Source organism: Profundibacter sp. (genome assembly GCF_965277155.1).
Classification (GTDB): Bacteria; Pseudomonadota; Alphaproteobacteria; order Rhodobacterales; family Rhodobacteraceae; genus Profundibacter.
In genome coordinates this window covers 123,253-141,133 of sequence record NZ_CBDIBV010000004.1, presented here as the reverse complement: position 1 = coordinate 141,133, position 17,881 = coordinate 123,253, and the positions used below count along the sequence as shown (strand labels likewise).

Genomic DNA, 17,881 nt, shown 5'->3' with positions numbered 1-17,881 from the left:
TCTCTGGGGTGAATAGATGGACCTTTTCCTGCACGAAGCGGCGGCACGGATCGGCGCGGATGACGTTCTGTCGAAGATCGACGCGCTGATGGATTGGAACTCGTTTTTGCCGATCCTGCGGCGCGGTCTGGGGCGCTCGGGGATCGGGCCTCAGGGCTATGATCCGCTGGTTCTGTTCAAGTGTCTTCTGGTTGGCCAGTGGCACGGGCTGAGCGACCCGAAGCTGGAGCGGGCCTTGAAGGTGCGGCTGGATTTCATGCTGTTCTGCGGGCTCGATCTGCACGCGTCGGTGCCGGATGAGACGACCCACTGCCGGTTCCGCAATGCGCTGGTCCGGGGTGGCGTTTACGATGAGCTGCTGGCCGAGGTCTGCCGCCAGATCGAGGCGCATGGGCTGAAGCTGAAAGAGGCTGAGGCGGCGATCATTGATGCGACCCTGATCGCGGCGGCGGCGCGCCCGCGCACCCATATCGACGCCCCGCAGGACCGGGCAGAGGACGGGGCAAGGGAAGGGACGCCGGATGATCCGCCCGAGGTCTCACCCGACGGGGCACAGCTGCATTTCAGCGCCGACCCTGATGCCCGCTGGGTCAAGAAGGGCCGCAAGAGCACGCTCGGCTACAAGGGCTTTGCCCGCTGCGACGAAGAGGGCTTTATCGACAAGGTGCACACCACGCCCGCCAATGCCGCCGAAAGCCCCGAATTCGCCACCATGATCGCGGGCGCAAAGGCGCAGCGGGTGCTGGCCGACAAGGCCTATGCGAGCAAGGCCAACCGCCAGATGCTGCGCGGCAAATACCGCGACGGCATCCTGCGCAAGGCAGCGCGCGGCCGCCCCCTGCGGCAATCGGAGAAACGCTTCAACCGGCTGATTTCGAAACGCCGCTTCCGCATCGAGCAGACTTTCGGCACGATGAAACGCCTCTTCGGCCTGCAGCGGGCGAGATATTTCGGGCGCGCCAGGGTGCATGCCCAGATGGTCATGGCCGCCATCGCGCAAAACCTGCTCAAGGCCGCAAACAGGATCACCCTCAACCCGCAAACCCCCGCAATCGCATAGCCCCAAACCCCGCCACCCGTCTGTCCGCCGGACCCGCAGGGGCGCAAGGTGGGCGGCCGAAATCTTGCTTCAACCGAAAGCCATGGCCTCATGCAGAGGTCTTTGGTAGGCATCGCGCGTTGCCGCCTCTATTTCAGCGTCATAAACCTCCTCCAGACGGAAGGGGTGTTTATCCGGCACATCTGGCAACGGGTGTGGCGCAAGGCCCACCTGTGTGGCCAGTTGTTCCAGCCCCTGTTCCAGTTGCTCTTCGCGCAGAACCATATCGGGCAGGGCGAATTGGCCAAACCCCTGCAATGCCTGCGACTGGCTGGCCCATGAGGGATCAACCCGCACGCCGGTCTGCATTGTCAGGTTTTTCTTCAGGAACTTAAGGAACACCAGAAACGCCTTGCGATGTTCCTCGGCGGTGTATGTTTCATCCACCCCGTCTTCGGGGATCAACAAATCATAATCACGCAACAGGGCCGCACGGATTTCGGGGAAACCTTCGGGGCCGGTTTCAAGGATATGCTCGCAAAAAGCGGCATGCGCCCGCACGACAGGATGCGGATCACGGTAAAGCTGCGATGCCCGCTGTGTTTGCGTTTCCATTGCCGCAGGGTTTTCTGGTTGAACCCGCCCAGCAGATCACCGCCACCGATCCCTTTCAGCCATTCCCGAACCTGTGCCTCGGGGCCGCCCTTGATCGGCAGATACATCAGCGGCGCAATTGCCGCCGCCACATAGCCCGGCACGACAGGACCACGGCGCGGCTCGAAATTCGGGGTGCGGGTCAGGTCAAAAGGATCCATTTTTTGCAGATCCTCAACCATCTGCTCATAATTAACCACCTTGTCGCGCAAACTTCCGGGGTTTTGCCGCCGCAAATTGGTCGATAGCGCCTCGATCTGGCTGTCTACACCTAAAAACCGCGCCAGCCCGTTCAGCACGTCAACATCCTGCACATCCTCGTAGGACAGGTAAAACGCCGTCTGGCCGCTGCATTGCAACTCGTGCAGTATCTTCACCTGAAAGGCCTGATACTCTGCCACATGTTTGCGATATTCATCCAGTTTGAACGTCACTTTGGCCGACTTGCGCGTATCACCCTGCCCCAGTTTCCACTGGTTGGTGGACCAGGCGATCAATTCGGACACATAGCTTTCCAGCGGATTACGCGTCAGGATAATTTTGCCGCAACGTTCATCCGGCAGAAAATGCGCCAAGGCTCGCGGATCATGGGTGGAAAAGAACCGGAAGCCCACCAGATTTTTCGGGTCCGCCTTCATCCGCTCCAGCAAATCAACCGGGTCCTTTTCCCGCATTTCCAGCGTCATTCCATGCAGCTTTTCACGGTTGGTATCGCCAATGAAATAGGTGGAAGCTCTCGGATTCAATCCCGGCGGCATAGACCAGTTCGTGACGGTCAAACATGATGTGGAAATATTCGACCTCGCCCCCCGTTTCTCGCAGGATTGTTTCGCCATTTATCAATGACTTGGCAGGTGCCAATACTTCGGGCAAGCCCAGATTTATTTCAGCACGCCATCCCGATAGTAAAACCCGGTGCTGGGGCGATACACGCAGGTCTTCTGTATTTCCCAATGCACCCTTGCGGATCAGAATCGGCGCAAATGCATTTTCGGCCGGAACAGTCCGTCGCCCGATCCAGCGCAATGGTTGTAAACCGTTATCAACGGTACGAACCATATCGCCTGTTTTCAAGTCCTCGACAGCAACAGGCCCATCGGCGGTTTCGATCTTCGTGCCGCGCACAAAACAGGTCACATAATTCCAGGTTTCGCGGCTTGAAGTCAGACCAGAGTAATTGTTTCCGGCTAAACTATCCAGAGAGATCGAGCGGATCGCCCCGGCTTCAAGAGCCGTTTGATCCGCATTTGCCGAGAATTCCGGCGCCAGATAGGTATTGCCGTTCACATCCTGATAAACAACAGCAGTTATTGTTGCAGTCGTTCCATCAATATAGGTGATTGTTGCATTGTAGATTGCAGTGCCATCAAAGGTTTGTGGGGCGCCACCGTTGATCGAGAACTGGTCATTCGGGTTGTTGTCCATATCGTAATAGGATCCGGGGCTGCCAACCGATGACATCGTAAGGGAACCTCTAAAAATCCCCCAAAATCCGGCCTGACGGGGTAGAATCGTCATCAGGATGAAAATGATTCGACCGACGGGGTTTTGTCATGGGTCAGATGGGATTTTTTGATCTTTCCAGCCGATACGCGGGACTGGACAAATCTGGTGATCCGCTGGTGTTGCTCAACGACATGGTGCCGTTCGAGGATTACCGGGACGAGCTGAAGGCCATATGGCGCACGCCGCCCGAACAGCGCAAATCCAACGCTGGCCGCCCGCCTTGGGATGAGGTGCTGATATTCAAGACGATGGTTTTGCAGCAGCTCTACAACCTCTCTGACGATCAGATCGAGTATCAGATCCGCGACCGCCTGTCGTTCATGCGGTTTCTCGGCCTTGGCATTGAAGACAGCGTACCTGACGCCAAGACCATCTGGGCCTACCGTGAAAGGCTGGCCGGGGCCGGGAAGATGAAGGAGCTGTTTGACAAGTTCGATGCCTTTCTGCGCGAAAAGGGCTATCTGGCGATGGGCGGGCAGATTGTTGATGCGAGCATCGTTCCGGCGCCGCGCCAGCACAACAAAAGGGACGAGAACGAGAAAATCAAGGCGGGCGAAACGCCTGAAGAGTGGGAGGAAAAACCCCACAAGAAGCGCCAGAAGGACGTGGATGCGCGCTGGACGAAGAAGCACGGCAAGAGCTATTACGGCTACAAGAACCACATCAATGTCGACCGGCGGCACAAATTCATCCGCGCTTATGATGTCACCGATGCCGCCGTGCATGACAGCCAGGCGCTTGCCGGTCTGATTGATGCGAGCAACACCTCATCGGACCTGTGGGCCGACAGCGCCTATCGCTCGCAAAAGATCGAAAGCGAGCTGGAAGAGCGGGGGCTTCACAGCCATATCCATCACAAGGGCAGGCGCGGCAAGCCGCTTGGCGAGCGCCAGCAAAAGGCCAACCGGAGGCGCTCGAAAGTGCGGGTCCGGGTCGAGCATGTATTCGCTTTTCAGGAGCGCTCCATGGGCGGCAAGCTGATCCGCTCCATCGGCCTGAAGCGGGCGCGATTTCGCATCGGGATGATGAACCTGGTCTACAACATGAAGCGCTTCGTCCAGTTCGAATGCGGCCTGGCGGCGCCGGGATAAGGGTTCATGGGGTGAGGTGTGCCTGAAATACCCAAAACCGGCTTGAAACCGGTGAAAATGGGTTTATGATCCGAAGCAATCAGGCGGGACAGGCGAAAAACCGTCCACCCCGCCGCGAAGAAGGCGAAAACGGGAATTTACAGAGGTTCCCTAGGGGTTAAAGGCCTCGCCATGGGCGGTGATGCCCTTGAACTGGTTCAGGTTCGAGCACAGAAAATTGGAACCGGTCCGTTTTTCCGCAAGCATCACGAAATAATCGAATTTGTCAGACATCACGGATTACTTTCTTACCAGATACGGCTTGCGTGGTTTTAGTGTTTTCTGGGCGCCCAAAACATCTGTCGGGAAATCGCCCATCAAATACGGATGCATCCCCTGATTTTTCAGATTTTGCAGGAATTTCCCGAACCCTGTCAGGTCCACCAGTTTTGGAACTTCGGACAGGGCATGCATGCTGCGCGGGCCAATTGCATCAAGGATCGTTTGCAACACTTCCATCGGGGATTCGACAAATTCGGACATGTTCAGCGTTTGCACCCGCGCCTTGACATAGGGCGAGCGCAGCACATTCAACTGGGCGCTTTCGATCCGCTGCAAACGGGCCGCTTCTTTGCGGATTTCACTGAAATTCAGGTTGGAATGGAACAACGGAACAACCCATGCGCCTGTGATAATGTAAATATGCGCATTCGGATCCTTGGCCATAAACCAGTTCAAAGCCTGCGTGTCGTTCGGGCCGTATTGGAAACACTGGTGTTCACCGCGCGCATTCCAGATCAGATTGGTCAGAAAGGATTTCGGGTTATAATCCCGTACCAATGCCGAATCCGAAATGCCCCCACTGTATATCTGGCCGCCACCGGAAAACTCGGCCCTTTCGGGGCCAAACAGGTGGCCATGCACCTTGACGCCCGCGTTTTTCTCTAGCCAGGGTGCAAAATCCAGCAGCAGTTTATCAAACCCCTGCAGCACCGAATATCCCGAGGCCGTCAGACCGTTTTCCCGCCCGTCTACCGGGAAACGGCTCTGCATATACAGTCCGGCGCGGCCATGAGTTCGGAGCTATGCCCAAAAGTTGGTGACGCAGTAATCAGGCGGCATGTTTTTCCTGCTTGATCCCGTCCTTAAATTCAACCCCTTCGATGATTTCCGGCAATCGGAATGCGCCGTCGAGTTTACGCCATTTCTTCTTTGCCGACATCATCAGGCGGAAGGTCATTGCCAAGGCGGTCTTGCGCCCGAGGCAGCCTTTGGTCTTCTTCGTTCGGTGCCGCACGGTGGCAAATATGCTTTCGATGGGGTTGGATGTGCGGATGTGTTTCCAGTGCTCGGCAGGGAAGTCGTAGAAGGTCAGCAGCACGTCCCGGTCCTTGGTCAGCTTCCCCACGGCACGCTCGTATTTCACGCCATAGGCTTCGATGAAGAAATTGAACGCGGCCTCGGCGTCCCGTTTGTTCTCGGCCATCCAGATGTCCTGTAGATGGCCCTTGGCTTTGGCTTGCAGCGACTTCGGCATGGCATTCAGGACGTTGCCGGTTTTATGCACCCAGCAGCGCTGCTCCCGGGTCTCACCGAACACCTCCCGCAAGGCGTTCCAGAAGCCGAGCGCGCCATCACCAACGGCCAGATCAGGGGCTTTTCTGAGGCCACGACGTTGCAAGTCCAGCAGCAGTTCACGCCAGCTCTGGCTGCTTTCTCGATACCCGTCCACGAGGCCCAGAACATCCTTGTTACCCCACTCGTCCGCGCCGATGATCACCAGCATGCATTGCTTGTCAGCATCCGTGCGCGGCTTGAAATAAACCCCGTCGGCCCAGAAATACACATAGCGTTTGGCCGACAGGTCACGCCGGTTCCAACGCTCGTATTCTGCCCACCACTCCGCCTTCAGGCGCGAAATCGTGCTCGATGTCAAACCACCCGCATCAGGCCCCAGAAGGGCCGCCAGTGCTTCGCCGAAATCACCCGTGGAAATACCTTTGAGATAGAGCCAGGGCAACAACTCCTCGACCGACTTTGCCCGGCGCAGATACGGCGGCAGAAGCGTCGAGGTGAACCTGATCTTCTCCGCCCCCGTGCCACGATCACGCACCCGAGGCACATTCACCGGGACAGGGCCGATCCCCGTCATCACCTCGCGCTCCGGCAGGTATCCGTGGCGAACAAGGCGCTGGCGACCGGCCGAATCCCTCAAATGCGCGTGTTGCGCCATCAGATCACAAACCTCGGCCTCGACCGCCTGTGCCAACAGATCCCGCGCGCCTTTGCGCAAGATATCCGTCAGCGGATCAGGTGAAATTCCGGCTGGATCGGTAAACTCCAAAATAGTATCGTCTTCCATGTGGCATATCCTTTTCTCTCTGAGAATCGCGGCGCGTCAACACCGCCATGATATGCCACCCAATCACCCCATCACCAACTTTCGGGCATTACTCTGGCGTCAGTTCATCAACGATCTGGATGCGCGCGGGTTGAAACGGCCCGAATTTGTCATCGTGGACGGGGCACCGGGACTTGAGGTCGCTCTCATTGCCCTCTGGGGTGAAGATCTGCCGATCCAGAGGTGCACGGTGCACAAGCACCGCAACCTTCTGGCCAAGGCACCCAAGCGTATGCATGATGAGTTGACAGAAGATTACCGCGACATGATCTACGCCAAAACACCCGAGGAAATCGCCACCCGCCGCAAGGCATTTCTGCGAAAATGGCGGCTGAAATGCAAGGCCGTCGCTGACAGCTTGGAAGAAGCAGGAGATAAGCTTTTCACCTTCACGCGTCTGCCACAAGGCCAGTGGAAATCGGCCAGAACGACAAATGCGATCGAACGCCTGAACGAGGAATTCCGCCGCCGCATCAAGACCCAGACCGTGCTGCCATGCGCCGAGACCGTGCCGATGCTGCTTTGGGCTCTGATGGCCTCGGGGCAGATCGTCATGCGAAAGGTCGATGGCTGGGAAACGCTCGCTCAGCCCGTCGCCGACGCAACCCTTGACCAAGCCGCCTGACCGGCGCATAACTCAACCCGCTCGGAGGTGCCTGAAATCAATTTCCACCACTTTCGAGACACAACCTCTGGGGTAAACTGCTGGTGTCGGCCATACTGATTTCGATCATCGGCTTTGTTGAATCTGTCTCCGTTGGCCAAACGCTGGCCGCCCGTCGCCGCCAGCGGATCATACCGGATCAGGAATTGATCGGTTTGGGGATGGCCAATATCGGTTCGGCCATATCGGGTGGGTTTCCGGTGACCGGCGGGTTTTCCCGTTCCGTAGTGAATTTTGATTCCGGCGCCCGCACACCAGCGGCAGGGGGCATGACCGCCATCGGCATCCTGCTGGCCGCGCTGTTCCTGACACCCGCGCTCTTTTACCTGCCAAAGGCCGCGCTGTCCTCGATCATCATCGTGGCGGTGTTGTCGCTGCTGGACCTGTCGATGTTGCGCAAAACATGGGGCTATTCGAAAACCGATTTTCTGGCTGTCACCGTCACCCTGCTGGCGACCCTCGGCTTTGGCGTTAAAATCGGCGTCACAGCAGGGGTGCTGCTATCGCTGGCGCTTTTCCTTTACAAAACCTCGCGCCCGCATGTGGCCGAGGTAGGGCGCGTACCGGGCACCGAGCATTTCCGCAATATCCTGCGCCACTCGGTGGAAACCACGCCACAAATCCTGACCATCCGTATCGACGAGAGCCTGTATTTCGCCAACGCCCGCTATCTTGAGGATTACATCCTTGACCGTGTGACCGGCGACAAGGACCTGCGCCATGTGGTGCTGATGTGTCCGGCGGTGAACGAAATCGACACCAGCGCGCTGGAATCAATCGAGGCCATCAATCACCGCCTGCACAGCCTTGGCCTGAAACTGCACCTGTCCGAAGTCAAAGGCCCCGTGATGGATCGCCTCAAACGCACCGACCTGCTGGACGAACTGACGGGACAGGTGTTCCTGTCACAGCATCAGGCGATTGATACGCTGTCCGGATAACCCCGCCCTGTTTCTTTTTCGCCCAAATATCCGCGCCGCAGGCATGGAATCTTTAATCCCCGCCCCGTAAACAGACCGTATGACCCAAGCAACCGAAACCCGCGCCGCCGCCCGCCTGTCCGTCGCCCCGATGATGGACTGGACCGACCGCCATTGCCGCTATCTGCACCGGCTGATGTCGGCCCGCGCGCTGCTCTATACCGAGATGGTCACATCCCCCGCACTGGTGCGCGGCAAGGCGCGGCACCTGTTGCGGTTTGACCCTGCGGAGCACCCCGTGGCCGTGCAACTGGGCGGCTCTGATCCGATCGAGCTGGCCGCTGCCACCCGCATTTGCTGTGACGAGGGCTATGACGAGGTGAACCTGAACATCGGCTGCCCCTCGGATCGGGTGCAATCAGGCAGTTTTGGCGCGGTGCTGATGGAAAACCCCGCACTGGTGGCGGACTGTTGCGCTGAAATGGTCGCCACCTCGGATGTTGAAGTCACCGTGAAATGCCGCATCGGCGTGGACAAACAGGAACCACGCGAAATCCTGCCCGCCTTTCTTGAAACCGTCCGCGCCGCTGGCGTCACCCGCTTCACCATCCACGCCCGCAAGGCGTGGTTGCAGGGCCTCAGCCCCAAGGAAAACCGCGATGTGCCGCCGCTGGATTATAATTTGGTGCTGCAAATGAAACGTGAATTTCCCGATCTGCATATTTCGGTCAATGGCGGTATCTCCACGCTGGATCAGGCGCGCGGGTTTCTGGACGCTGGGCTGGACGGGGTGATGATCGGCCGCGCGGCTTACCATACGCCGGATGCGGTTCTGCTGGGGGCGGATCAGGAAATCTTCGGCGGGGCAGGGCGCAAAACCACCTTTCGGGTGGTCGAGGAAATGCGCCCCTATATCGCTCGCCATCTGGCCGAGGGTGGCCGCCTAAACCAGATCACCCGTCATATGCTGGGCCTGTTCGCAGGCCGCCCGGGCGCACGCGGCTGGCGGCGCACCCTGTCCGAGGGTGCGCACAAGGACGGTGCGGGGCTGGAAGTGCTGGACGCCGCCCTGCAACATGTGCAGGATCGCCCCAAAACAGCCGAGAGCGCCTGATATGCCCGAAATGGATACCCTGTTACCGATGGTCGCTTTGTTGCTGGCAACAGGGGCCTTTGCCGGTGTGATGGCCGGATTGCTGGGGGTTGGCGGTGGTATCATCCTTGTGCCGGCCTATTTCTACATCTTTTCGTCGCTTGGCTATGGCAGTGACCAATTGATGCAAATCTGCCTTGCCACGTCCTTGGCCACCATCATCGTCACCTCGCTACGCTCGGTCTCCAGCCACAACAAAAAGGGCGCGGTGGATTGGGACATCTTGCGCGGCTTTGCCCCCGGCATCGTGGTTGGGGCTGCTTTGGGCGTGCTGATCGCCGCCGCGCTGCGTTCGGTTGTGCTGCAAGGAATCTTTGGCGTGCTGGGCATCACCATTGGGTTCTACCTTGCTTTTGGTCGCAACCACTGGCGTCTGGGGGATGCCATGCCAACCGGCATACGGCGGGCTATCCTGTCGCCGATCCTCGGCTTCATGTCGGTGCTGATGGGCATCGGTGGTGGCTCGTTCGGGGTGCCGTTAATGAGCCTCTATAACACCCCCATCCACCGCGCTGTTGCCACCGCAGCCGGGCTGGGCGTGTTGATCGCGGTCCCCTCGGTGATCGGCTTTCTGATGCTGGACATCCCTGCCGATGTCAAACCGCCCTATACCATCGGTGCGGTCAACCTGCCGGCCTTTGTGCTGACCATATCCATGACCCTGATCACTGCACCCTATGGCGTGAAACTGGCGCATATGATGGACCCCAAACCGCTCAAACGCGTCTTTGCGGCCTTCCTGATCCTTGTTGCCCTGAATATGCTCCGAAAAGCGGCGGGGTTTTAGGCTTCTTCTTTTCCCAAATACCTTCGCCGAAGGCTCTCCGCGCCCCTGTTAAGGGGCGCGCGGGGTGACGCGCGTCAGCGCGGCACAATCTATTCCCCCAACCCTTCCAGATAATCCGACAGGGTTTTGCCCACATCATCGCCAAACTGCGACGGTAACACAGAAACATCGCTCATCCGGTCCACCCGCAGCACCCGAAAATCCTCGCGCATCTCGCACCATGCAATCACCGTCCAGACCCGCCCCCAGTATTCCAGTTGCAGCGGGCGCACCACCCGTTCAATCATTTCGCCGGCCTCGTTACGATACCCCAACTGCACCTTGTGCCGCATTCTGATCGCTGCCCGCAGGGTGGGCATATATTTGAACCCCTTGGCCGCATCCTCAAGCGGGTTTGTGGCAAATCCCCACCCAAGTGCTGGTGCATCCCGATCCTCGGGCAGAACGATATCCACCTTTGCAATCAATGATTTGGCGGCTTCGGCCAGTTCCTTGTCCGTCGATTTGGCAACCACATCCATTCCCAGATGAAACGCTTCCAGTTCGGTCATTGTCAGGTTCAGGGGGGGCAGGGTGATCGGCGCGGTCATGCTATAGCCCAGCCCGCGTTCCCCCTCGACCGGCACCCCTGACGCAATCAGCTTGTCCATATCGCGGTAAATCGTGCGCACGGAAACATCCAACCGTTCGGCCATGTCCTGCGCACGGTGCAAGCGCCCGTCACGCAGGATCTGGATCATTTCAAAAAGGCGGTCTTTGCGGCGCATGGGTGCAAACTCGGTGACGCGGCGTAGAAGGTCAAGCGGCCACAGCCGGTTTCGCGGTTGATTCGCCCAATTTTAACCCGCACAACTGACAAAAACATGTCAGTTGACAATATGGCGGCACAAAATCGGTAAAAAAGCCGCGATTTGCGGCGAATTTGACCTTTGATCTTCTTTAAAGAGACAATAAACACAGAGGGTGAAATTCCTGTCCGGCCCCCGCCGGACATCCTGACATAGGAGAAGACTATGCTGAATAATATTGGCCTGCCGGGCCTTCTGTTGATCGCCGTTGTGGTGCTGGTTCTGTTCGGACGCGGCAAAATCTCGTCCTTGATGGGCGAAGTGGGCAAGGGCATCTCGTCCTTCAAAAAAGGCGTAAGCGAAGGCAAGCAAGAGCTGGAAGATTCTGCTGTTGCCGCCAAGGACGTCACCCCCGAAGACGAAAAAGAGAAAGACAAAGACGAGGCGTAATCGCCCCTTTCCTGTTTCTGTTGAGAAGGCGGATCGCATATGTTTGACATCGGCTGGACCGAATTATTGGTTATTGGCATCGTCGCGTTGATCGTGGTGGGTCCAAAAGATTTGCCCGGAATGTTTCGCACCCTTGGCCGGTTCACCGGCAAGGCCAAAGCGATGGCACGCGATTTCCAGTCGGCGATGAACGAGGCCGCAGATTCGGCTGGCGTCAAGGACGTGGCGGATGATCTGAAAAAGGTAACTTCGAAAAAATCGCTGGGTCTGGATGCGCTGGACGAGGTCGCGACCAAGTTCGAAAACTGGGATCCGATGACGCCCGAGGCACAGGCCAAAGCTGCGGAAACGAAAGCTGCCGAAAAGGCCCAAAAGGCCGCATTGGTCAAAGAGCGCACCGAAGCTGCCAAGAAAATGCACGCCGCGACAGCAAAAGCGAAAGAGGGCAAAACAGCCGCAAAACCTGCCGCCAAGCCAAAGGCAAAAGCATCGGCCAAGCCAAAAGCAAAAGCAGCCACAAAACCAAAAGCCAAGGCACCGGCAAAGCCGAAAACGGCCAAGCCAAAAACAGCCGCTAAGCCAAAACCAAAAGCCGCAAAACCCAAAGCAAAATCAGGTGACAAAGCATGACCGACGAGGTTGAAAGCTCGTCAGCTCCGCTGATCGAGCATCTGGCAGAATTGCGCAATCGCATCATCTATTCGGTGATCGCGTTTATCGTTGGCATGGTGATCTGTTTTTCCTTTGGCAGCCCGATCCTTGATTTTCTGCTGACCCCGATTGAAAAAACCATTCGCTCCTTGGGCGATCCAAATCCGGTGATGCAGTTCACCGCTCCACAGGAATATTTCTTTACCCTGATCCGCATCTCGATGGTGTTTGGGCTGGGCCTATCCTTTCCTGTCATCGCTTACCAGATGTGGCGTTTTGTGGCGCCGGGCCTGTATAAAAACGAGAAAAGCGCGTTTTTGCCGTTTATCATCGCATCCCCTGCGCTTTTCATTCTGGGCGCGGCATTCTCGCATTACATCGTAATCCCGATGGCGATGACGTTCTTTCTGGGTTTTGCCGATGCATCGTCCTTCTTTACAGCGTTTCAGCCACAGGACGGTGCGGTTTCAACCGATACGGGTGTGCAGATTGTGTTTCAGGGGAAAGTCAACGAAACCCTTGATATTACACTGAAAATGATGGTCGCTTTCGGGCTTTGCTTCCAGTTGCCAGTGCTGTTGACCCTGATGGGCAAGGCCGGTCTGGTCAGCGCCAAAGGGCTGCGCGGCGTGCGTAAATACGCGATTGTCGGCATTCTGGTGCTGGCCGCGATTGTCACCCCGCCGGATGTCATTACCCAGCTGGTTCTGTTCACAGTGGTGTTCGGTCTGTACGAAGTTTCAATCCATCTGGTTGCCTATGTCGAACGCAAGCGCGAGGCCAAACTGCGGGCCGAAGGGCTGTGGTTTGACGACGACGAAGATGAAGACGAGGGCGAGGAAGCCGAAGAAGAAGACCCGCTAATGGACGAGTTCGATAAGGACGAAGCCGAAGAAGAGGGCTATTTCAAAGAAGACGACAAATGAGCGGCAAGGCGCTGAAACGGATCGCGGCGGCACTGGAGCGGATCAGCCCCAAGCCCGCCAAAGCCCCTGATTTCAGCGCCGCTGACGCTTTTGTCTGGCATGTCGATCCCGACCATCTGGAACCTGTCGCCAAGGTGAACCGTGTTGCTCTGGACCTGTTGGTCGGCGTGGATCGCGCCCGCGACACGCTGCTGGAAAACACCCTGCAATTCGCCCGTGGCCTGCCCGCCAACAATGCCCTGCTGTGGGGCGCGCGCGGGATGGGGAAGTCGTCACTGGTCAAGGCCATTCATGCGGCGGTTCTGGAACAGGGGCTGGCGCTGAAGATCGTCGAGGTCCAGCGCGAGGATCTGCCCAGCATTGGTCGTTTGCTGGCGCTGCTGCGGGGTGCGGACGAACGGTTCCTGCTGTTTTGCGATGATCTGTCGTTTTCCCATGACGACGAACATTACAAATCGCTAAAGGCGGTTCTGGACGGCGGGGTGATCGGGCGGCCGGAAAATGTGGTGTTCTATGCCACTTCGAACCGTCGCCACCTGATGCCACGCGATATGATCGAAAACGAGCGCGGCTCGGCCATCAACCCGTCCGAGGCGGTCGAGGAGAAAGTTTCCCTGTCGGACCGCTTTGGTCTGTGGCTGGGGTTTCATGCCTGTTCGCAAGATAAATATCTGGATATGATCAAAGGGTATTGCGCGGCCTATGGCGTGACGATTGACGACCAAACCCTGCGCGCCGAAGCGATCGAATGGGCGGCCACACGCGGCAGCCGGTCGGGCCGTGTGGCATGGCAGTATTTCACGGATTTGGCTGGGCGAACGGGCGTTCCTCTATAAGCGAAACGCCCGCCATTTGTTATTGTAGATAGGGCATCGGATCGACGCTGTCGAAATCCTTGCGCACTTCGAAATGGACGAAGGCCGGATTGGCGGCGCGCACCTTGGCGATGGCTTGGCCCCGACGCACACGGTCGCCTTTTTTCACGGTGATCTTGTCGATGTTGGCATAGATCGTCAGCAGGTTGCCTTTGTGCCGGATCACAAGGATCGGCACCTGATCTGTGTCACGGGTAATCGCGGCCACGGTGCCGTCATCGGCAGCAATCACCGGTGTGCCGGCCTTGGCGGCGATGTCGATACCGTCACTTTTGGTCGAATAGGCGCGAATGATGTTGCCCTGTACCGGAAACAACAGCCGTGCATTGCTGGCAGCCGCAGGTTTTCCGCCACCCAGATTGGGCGAGGCAGGTGTTGCCGGTTTGGCCGCTGCCGGTTTTTCGGCAGGCAAGGGTTTGGTCGAACTTGGCGGCACCGGAACCGGTGTGCCTGCACCTGGCGGGGTTATGCCATCTTTGGGGGGCGGGCTGCTCTTGGCCACGGGGATTAGCAGATATTGCCCTTCGCGGACTGTCAGATTATTTCCAAGCCCGTTCCATTCTGCCAGCGATCGTACAGAGACATTATAAAGCCGCGAGATCGAGTAAGCGGTTTCGCCGCGCTCGACCTTATGACGGATTGGTTCGACCCCTGAAGGAGCATTGGAATTGGTATTTGCCGGGTTGCTGCCTGCCCGTTCAATCGCGCCACCGGCAAGGGTGGTGATGTCAACGGGTTCGGGTTGCAACGGGCCGGAGGTGACAGCACCCGTTGCCGGCGATGGTTCGCTCACACGGCGGGGCAGGGCAATGATTTCGTCCGGGCGCAGTTTGGTATCGGGTGACATGCCATTATAGCGGGCCAGTTCGGCCGGATCCAGACCAAGACGGTTGGCAACACTGGTCAGGGTATCGCCACGCCGCGCCACGGCGACCTGGTAATTGGGATAGGAAATCACACCGCGGTCATCCGCTGGCGGGCGGGGTGCGGTGGCTTGCCTTGTGGCGCCGGAGGTGTTGGGCGCATTGCCGAAATTGTTGCGTAGATCAAAGTCGAGATTGCTACAGCCCGAAAGGGTGCTGAACATCGTCAGGGCCACACCTGAAAACAGGGCCCGCATCATAGGGGTTTGGCGTTTTGCCATTTGCTCGTTCCTCAAATACCGCGGCCCGTTTGTCGGACCTGTTATTGCTCTGTTTTATTCCTTGCCCAGACCTTCCAGCAGGGGCACGAAACGCACGGGTCTTAGTTCTTCGTAGTCATAGCCTGTCTCGTGGCGCACAACCTTTATCAGACTTTGAACCGCCTGTTCCTGACCCACGGGTAATACCATAATACCGCCAATTTTCAATTGCGCCAAGAGGGGACCGGGGGGATCCTCGGCGGCTGCGGTAACGATGATACGGTCAAACGGAGCCTGATCGGGCAAACCATGGCTGCCATCTGTAGTGATTGCGGTGATATTGGTCAGGTCAAGTTTGCGAAAAACCGCCTCGGCGTCGCGTACCAGACGGCTGTAGCGATCAACCGTGTAGACCCGCCGCGATAACTGGCTAAGGATGGCAGCCTGATAGCCGGAACCGGTGCCGACCTCCAATACCTTGTCGCGCGGTTGCACCTTCAGGGCCTGTGTCATAATGCCGACAACCGAGGGCTGGCTGATGGTCTGGCCACAGGCAATCGGCAGGGGCATGTCCTCGTAGGTGCGATTTTCAAACAGCCCTTTGATAAATGCTCCGCGGTCGATTTTCTCCATAGCCGACAGCACGCGTGCATCGGTTACCCCCTTGGAACGCAAGGCAAATAGGAATTGCATTTTGCGTTCGGCATCCTTCATTTGGGCAGGGCACCTTGCAGGGTTGCGACATCTTCATGGGCGGTCAGATCAGCCCGCATCGGGGTGATCGAGATATAGCCGTCCAGACAGGCGGCGACATCGCTGCCCGGTTCGGTCGGGGTATGCTGGCTGCCGCCGCGTACCCACAGGAATTTGCGCCCCGAGGGGGCGAAATGCGGTTCGACACTGAAATTCACATCACGCCGGTAGCCCTGAACGGTGGCTTTCATGCCTTTGACATCGGCGGCGGCGATGGGGGGGAAGTTGACGCTGTGAAACAGGCGATAGTCGCCGTTTTGCTGTGGGGTGTTGTCCAGAATGGCTCGCACGGTGGCGGCGCCATGCACTGCTGCCGCATTGAACGGATCGTCCAGTTCGGCGGTTTGTGGCCCAAGGTATTGCGACAGGGCAATCGCGGGCAGCCCCTGAAGCGCGGCTTCCAGCGCGCCGCCGATGGTGCCTGAATAGAGCGTGTTTTCGGCGGCGTTGTTGCCACGGTTCACGCCAGACAGCACCAGATCGGGCGGGTTGTCCTTCATCACGTCATGCAGGCCGGCCAGCACGCAATCGGCAGGCGAGCCTTCGGCGGCAAAACGGCGCTCGGCCAATTGTGCGATCATCATCGGGCGGGTGTATGAAATGCAGTGCGATACGCCCGATTGCTCGAAAGCGGGGGCAACGGTCCAGACCTCGCCATCCGGTCCGGCGATTTCGCTGGCAATGGCCATAATGGTCAGCAGGCCGGGGGCGTTGATGCCGTCGTCGTTGGTGATCAGAATACGCATGGTTGGTTTGCCTTTCTTGCCCTGTAGATTCAATAGGGCAAGGCGCAGGCGCGGTAAAGCCACAGCCGAGATTGCGCCCGTGCTGTGGCAGAAAAGATTCTATGCCTGCGGCGCAGGTATTTAGGGCAAGAAGAAGCCTAAAGTTCGGCCAGTATTCGCGCGGCCTCGTTATGCGGATCAGCCAGCGGCGAGCGATCCTCGCCGGGGTAGAAGCGGGCGCGCAGGGCGGTGGGCATCGGATTTGGCGTGGCGATATGTACGCGGGGCCCGTTTTTGGCGGTTTCGGCCTGCCAGCTGCGGGCCTGTGCAATTTGCGCGGCCTTGGTTGCGCCGTAAGCGCCAAAGAATTTTGCGCCGCTTGTGGATGGGTCGTCAAAGAAAACGGCAGTTCCGTCGCGGCCCAGCAGGGGGGCGACATATGTGATCATGATACCGGTGGCGCGCACGTTCAGGGCGATGGCCTTGTCCCAGTCTTTGGCGTCGATATGGTCGACAGGGGACAGTTGCGTGTCGTGGAATGCGGTGTGAATCCACAGTCTCACCCCGCCCCAGCGCTCATGGATCGAGCGGCACAGGTGCTGCATGGCGGCGTCCTGCGTGATGTCCATTGGTGCCAGCGTTGCTGCCCCGCCTTTGGCCTTGATCCGGTCGTCCAGATCCTCCAGCCCGCCAACTGTGCGGGCTACAGCGACGATATGATAGTCGGGGGCCAGCGCCTCGGCCATGGCAAAGCCAAGGCCGCGCGAGGCGCCGGTGATCAGGGCGACGGGTTCGTTGGGATCTGTCATGTGTTGGTCTTTACCGTTTGTTGAGATGGTATGTTAGCGCCATTTCGATGCAATGCGCCAGAGCGTCATTTGGTAGCGGTTGATCAAGGCGGAAAAGCACCGCCCGCGTGCCCTGATAGGTGAGGGTATCGGGGTAGATTTCGCGCATGGTGTTAACCAGCGTGGTTTTGCAGTTAAAGAACAATGCACCATGATCCGGATTGGCGGGTTTCCAGCCTATACGGATGGTCGAGCCTGATCTGGTTGCTTCGGTCAGATAGGCGGGCTCGCCCCATTTCAGGGTTTCGGTCAGGTCGCCGACGGCGGGGTTGCTGGCGGCGGTCTGGAAGATCAGGCTGCGGAGGTTTAACAGCGCATCGCGAGCGGGTTTGGGGAAGGCGTCAAAGGCGGTTTTGACGGTTGGGGGGATTGAAGAGGGCAATTTACTAAACCTGCTCTAGGTGCGGGCGGATATCATTGCCGTATAGCGCATATATATCAAGAAGCTGATCAAAGGTGATACCTTTGTCCTGTGCTTCAAAATACGGATGTTCCTTGTCTGATATCCAAAGATACGGGGGTAGTGTCGCGAGTTTGGTGGAAATTCG

General features: G+C 58.1%; 19 protein-coding genes and 3 pseudogenes. 10 read left to right on the top strand and 12 right to left on the bottom strand.

Annotation, left to right across the window (positions count from 1 at the left end):
• Window positions 1-16: 16 nt before the first annotated feature.
• The gene (locus ACQY4M_RS02685) at window positions 17-1,060 is read left to right on the top strand and encodes an IS5 family transposase (RefSeq protein ID WP_428539221.1); all 1,044 of its coding nucleotides are present in this window, start codon (window positions 17-19) and stop codon (window positions 1,058-1,060) included.
• Window positions 1,061-1,129: 69 nt separating this feature from the next.
• On the opposite strand, the gene ACQY4M_RS02680 is transcribed toward ACQY4M_RS02685, so the two are convergent.
• Genes ACQY4M_RS02680 through ACQY4M_RS02670 form a run of 3 tightly spaced genes read right to left on the bottom strand, consistent with a single transcriptional unit; the run spans window position 1,130 to window position 3,118 of the window.
• Window positions 1,130-1,486, bottom strand: a complete 357-nt coding sequence (locus tag ACQY4M_RS02680) for a hypothetical protein (protein ID WP_428540471.1) — start codon at window positions 1,484-1,486, stop codon at window positions 1,130-1,132.
• Window positions 1,487-1,500: 14 nt separating this feature from the next.
• On the bottom strand, window positions 1,501-2,379 hold the full coding sequence (locus tag ACQY4M_RS02675; RefSeq protein ID WP_428540468.1) for a hypothetical protein: 879 nt from the start codon (window positions 2,377-2,379) through the stop codon (window positions 1,501-1,503).
• 13 nt (window positions 2,380-2,392) lie between these two features.
• A complete protein-coding gene (locus ACQY4M_RS02670) occupies window positions 2,393-3,118 on the bottom strand; it encodes a Hint domain-containing protein (RefSeq protein ID WP_428540465.1) in 726 nt (241 codons plus the stop codon).
• 128 nt (window positions 3,119-3,246) lie between these two features.
• Between ACQY4M_RS02670 and ACQY4M_RS02665 the strand changes: the two genes are divergently transcribed.
• Complete coding sequence (locus ACQY4M_RS02665; RefSeq protein ID WP_428539227.1) at window positions 3,247-4,290, top strand: IS5 family transposase; 1,044 nt, start codon at window positions 3,247-3,249, stop codon at window positions 4,288-4,290.
• A gap of 150 nt (window positions 4,291-4,440) precedes the next feature.
• Here the strand turns inward: ACQY4M_RS02665 and ACQY4M_RS02660 are convergent, their stop codons facing one another.
• The 3 genes and pseudogenes from ACQY4M_RS02660 to ACQY4M_RS02650 form a co-directional block, all read right to left on the bottom strand.
• A complete protein-coding gene (locus ACQY4M_RS02660; RefSeq protein WP_428540462.1) occupies window positions 4,441-4,563 on the bottom strand; it encodes a hypothetical protein in 123 nt (40 codons plus the stop codon).
• Between the two features lie 6 nt (window positions 4,564-4,569).
• Window positions 4,570-5,349: pseudogene (locus tag ACQY4M_RS02655) on the bottom strand (beta-1,6-N-acetylglucosaminyltransferase); the annotation flags it as partial.
• A gap of 31 nt (window positions 5,350-5,380) precedes the next feature.
• The gene (locus ACQY4M_RS02650; protein WP_428539230.1) at window positions 5,381-6,631 is read right to left on the bottom strand and encodes an IS256 family transposase; all 1,251 of its coding nucleotides are present in this window, start codon (window positions 6,629-6,631) and stop codon (window positions 5,381-5,383) included.
• A 94-nt stretch (window positions 6,632-6,725) separates the two neighbouring features.
• On the opposite strand from ACQY4M_RS02650, the pseudogene ACQY4M_RS02645 reads away from it, so the two are divergent.
• The 4 genes and pseudogenes from ACQY4M_RS02645 to ACQY4M_RS02630 form a co-directional block, all read left to right on the top strand.
• Window positions 6,726-7,295: pseudogene (locus tag ACQY4M_RS02645) on the top strand (transposase); the annotation flags it as partial.
• 44 nt (window positions 7,296-7,339) lie between these two features.
• Window positions 7,340-8,275: pseudogene (locus ACQY4M_RS02640) on the top strand (SulP family inorganic anion transporter); the annotation flags it as partial.
• Window positions 8,276-8,354: 79 nt separating this feature from the next.
• The gene (gene dusA, locus ACQY4M_RS02635) at window positions 8,355-9,368 is read left to right on the top strand and encodes a tRNA dihydrouridine(20/20a) synthase DusA (RefSeq protein ID WP_428540459.1); all 1,014 of its coding nucleotides are present in this window, start codon (window positions 8,355-8,357) and stop codon (window positions 9,366-9,368) included.
• A 1-nt stretch (window position 9,369) separates the two neighbouring features.
• Window positions 9,370-10,194: a sulfite exporter TauE/SafE family protein gene (locus ACQY4M_RS02630; RefSeq protein WP_428540456.1), complete on the top strand. Its 825-nt coding sequence runs from the start codon at window positions 9,370-9,372 to the stop codon at window positions 10,192-10,194.
• Window positions 10,195-10,283: 89 nt separating this feature from the next.
• Here the strand turns inward: ACQY4M_RS02630 and ACQY4M_RS02625 are convergent, their stop codons facing one another.
• Window positions 10,284-10,961 (bottom strand): helix-turn-helix transcriptional regulator, encoded by a 678-nt coding sequence (locus ACQY4M_RS02625; protein WP_428540453.1) that lies wholly within the window; start codon window positions 10,959-10,961, stop codon window positions 10,284-10,286.
• A gap of 246 nt (window positions 10,962-11,207) precedes the next feature.
• Between ACQY4M_RS02625 and tatA the strand changes: the two genes are divergently transcribed.
• The 4 genes from tatA to ACQY4M_RS02605 are packed head-to-tail and all read left to right on the top strand — an operon-like array spanning window position 11,208 to window position 13,845.
• Complete coding sequence (tatA, locus tag ACQY4M_RS02620; protein WP_428540450.1) at window positions 11,208-11,432, top strand: twin-arginine translocase TatA/TatE family subunit; 225 nt, start codon at window positions 11,208-11,210, stop codon at window positions 11,430-11,432.
• Between the two features lie 39 nt (window positions 11,433-11,471).
• On the top strand, window positions 11,472-12,062 hold the full coding sequence (gene tatB, locus ACQY4M_RS02615; protein ID WP_428540447.1) for a Sec-independent protein translocase protein TatB: 591 nt from the start codon (window positions 11,472-11,474) through the stop codon (window positions 12,060-12,062).
• Window positions 12,059-13,009, top strand: coding sequence for a twin-arginine translocase subunit TatC (tatC, locus tag ACQY4M_RS02610; protein WP_428540444.1), 951 nt, complete (start codon window positions 12,059-12,061; stop codon window positions 13,007-13,009). The genes tatB and tatC overlap by 4 nt, the downstream gene beginning before the upstream one ends.
• The gene (locus ACQY4M_RS02605; RefSeq protein WP_428540441.1) at window positions 13,006-13,845 is read left to right on the top strand and encodes an ATP-binding protein; all 840 of its coding nucleotides are present in this window, start codon (window positions 13,006-13,008) and stop codon (window positions 13,843-13,845) included. The genes tatC and ACQY4M_RS02605 overlap by 4 nt, the downstream gene beginning before the upstream one ends.
• 19 nt (window positions 13,846-13,864) lie before the next feature.
• Here ACQY4M_RS02605 and ACQY4M_RS02600 read toward each other — a convergent pair whose 3' ends face one another.
• The 5 genes from ACQY4M_RS02600 to ACQY4M_RS02580 form a co-directional block, all read right to left on the bottom strand.
• Window positions 13,865-15,028, bottom strand: a complete 1,164-nt coding sequence (locus ACQY4M_RS02600) for a peptidoglycan DD-metalloendopeptidase family protein (protein ID WP_428540438.1) — start codon at window positions 15,026-15,028, stop codon at window positions 13,865-13,867.
• Between the two features lie 54 nt (window positions 15,029-15,082).
• The gene (locus ACQY4M_RS02595) at window positions 15,083-15,721 is read right to left on the bottom strand and encodes a protein-L-isoaspartate(D-aspartate) O-methyltransferase (RefSeq protein WP_428540435.1); all 639 of its coding nucleotides are present in this window, start codon (window positions 15,719-15,721) and stop codon (window positions 15,083-15,085) included.
• On the bottom strand, window positions 15,718-16,506 hold the full coding sequence (gene surE / locus ACQY4M_RS02590) for a 5'/3'-nucleotidase SurE (RefSeq protein WP_428540432.1): 789 nt from the start codon (window positions 16,504-16,506) through the stop codon (window positions 15,718-15,720). The genes ACQY4M_RS02595 and surE overlap by 4 nt, the downstream gene beginning before the upstream one ends.
• A 137-nt stretch (window positions 16,507-16,643) precedes the next feature.
• A complete protein-coding gene (locus ACQY4M_RS02585) occupies window positions 16,644-17,294 on the bottom strand; it encodes an SDR family NAD(P)-dependent oxidoreductase (protein WP_428540429.1) in 651 nt (216 codons plus the stop codon).
• 10 nt (window positions 17,295-17,304) lie between these two features.
• Complete coding sequence (locus tag ACQY4M_RS02580) at window positions 17,305-17,715, bottom strand: DUF1801 domain-containing protein (protein ID WP_428540426.1); 411 nt, start codon at window positions 17,713-17,715, stop codon at window positions 17,305-17,307.
• Window positions 17,716-17,881 lie beyond the last annotated feature (166 nt).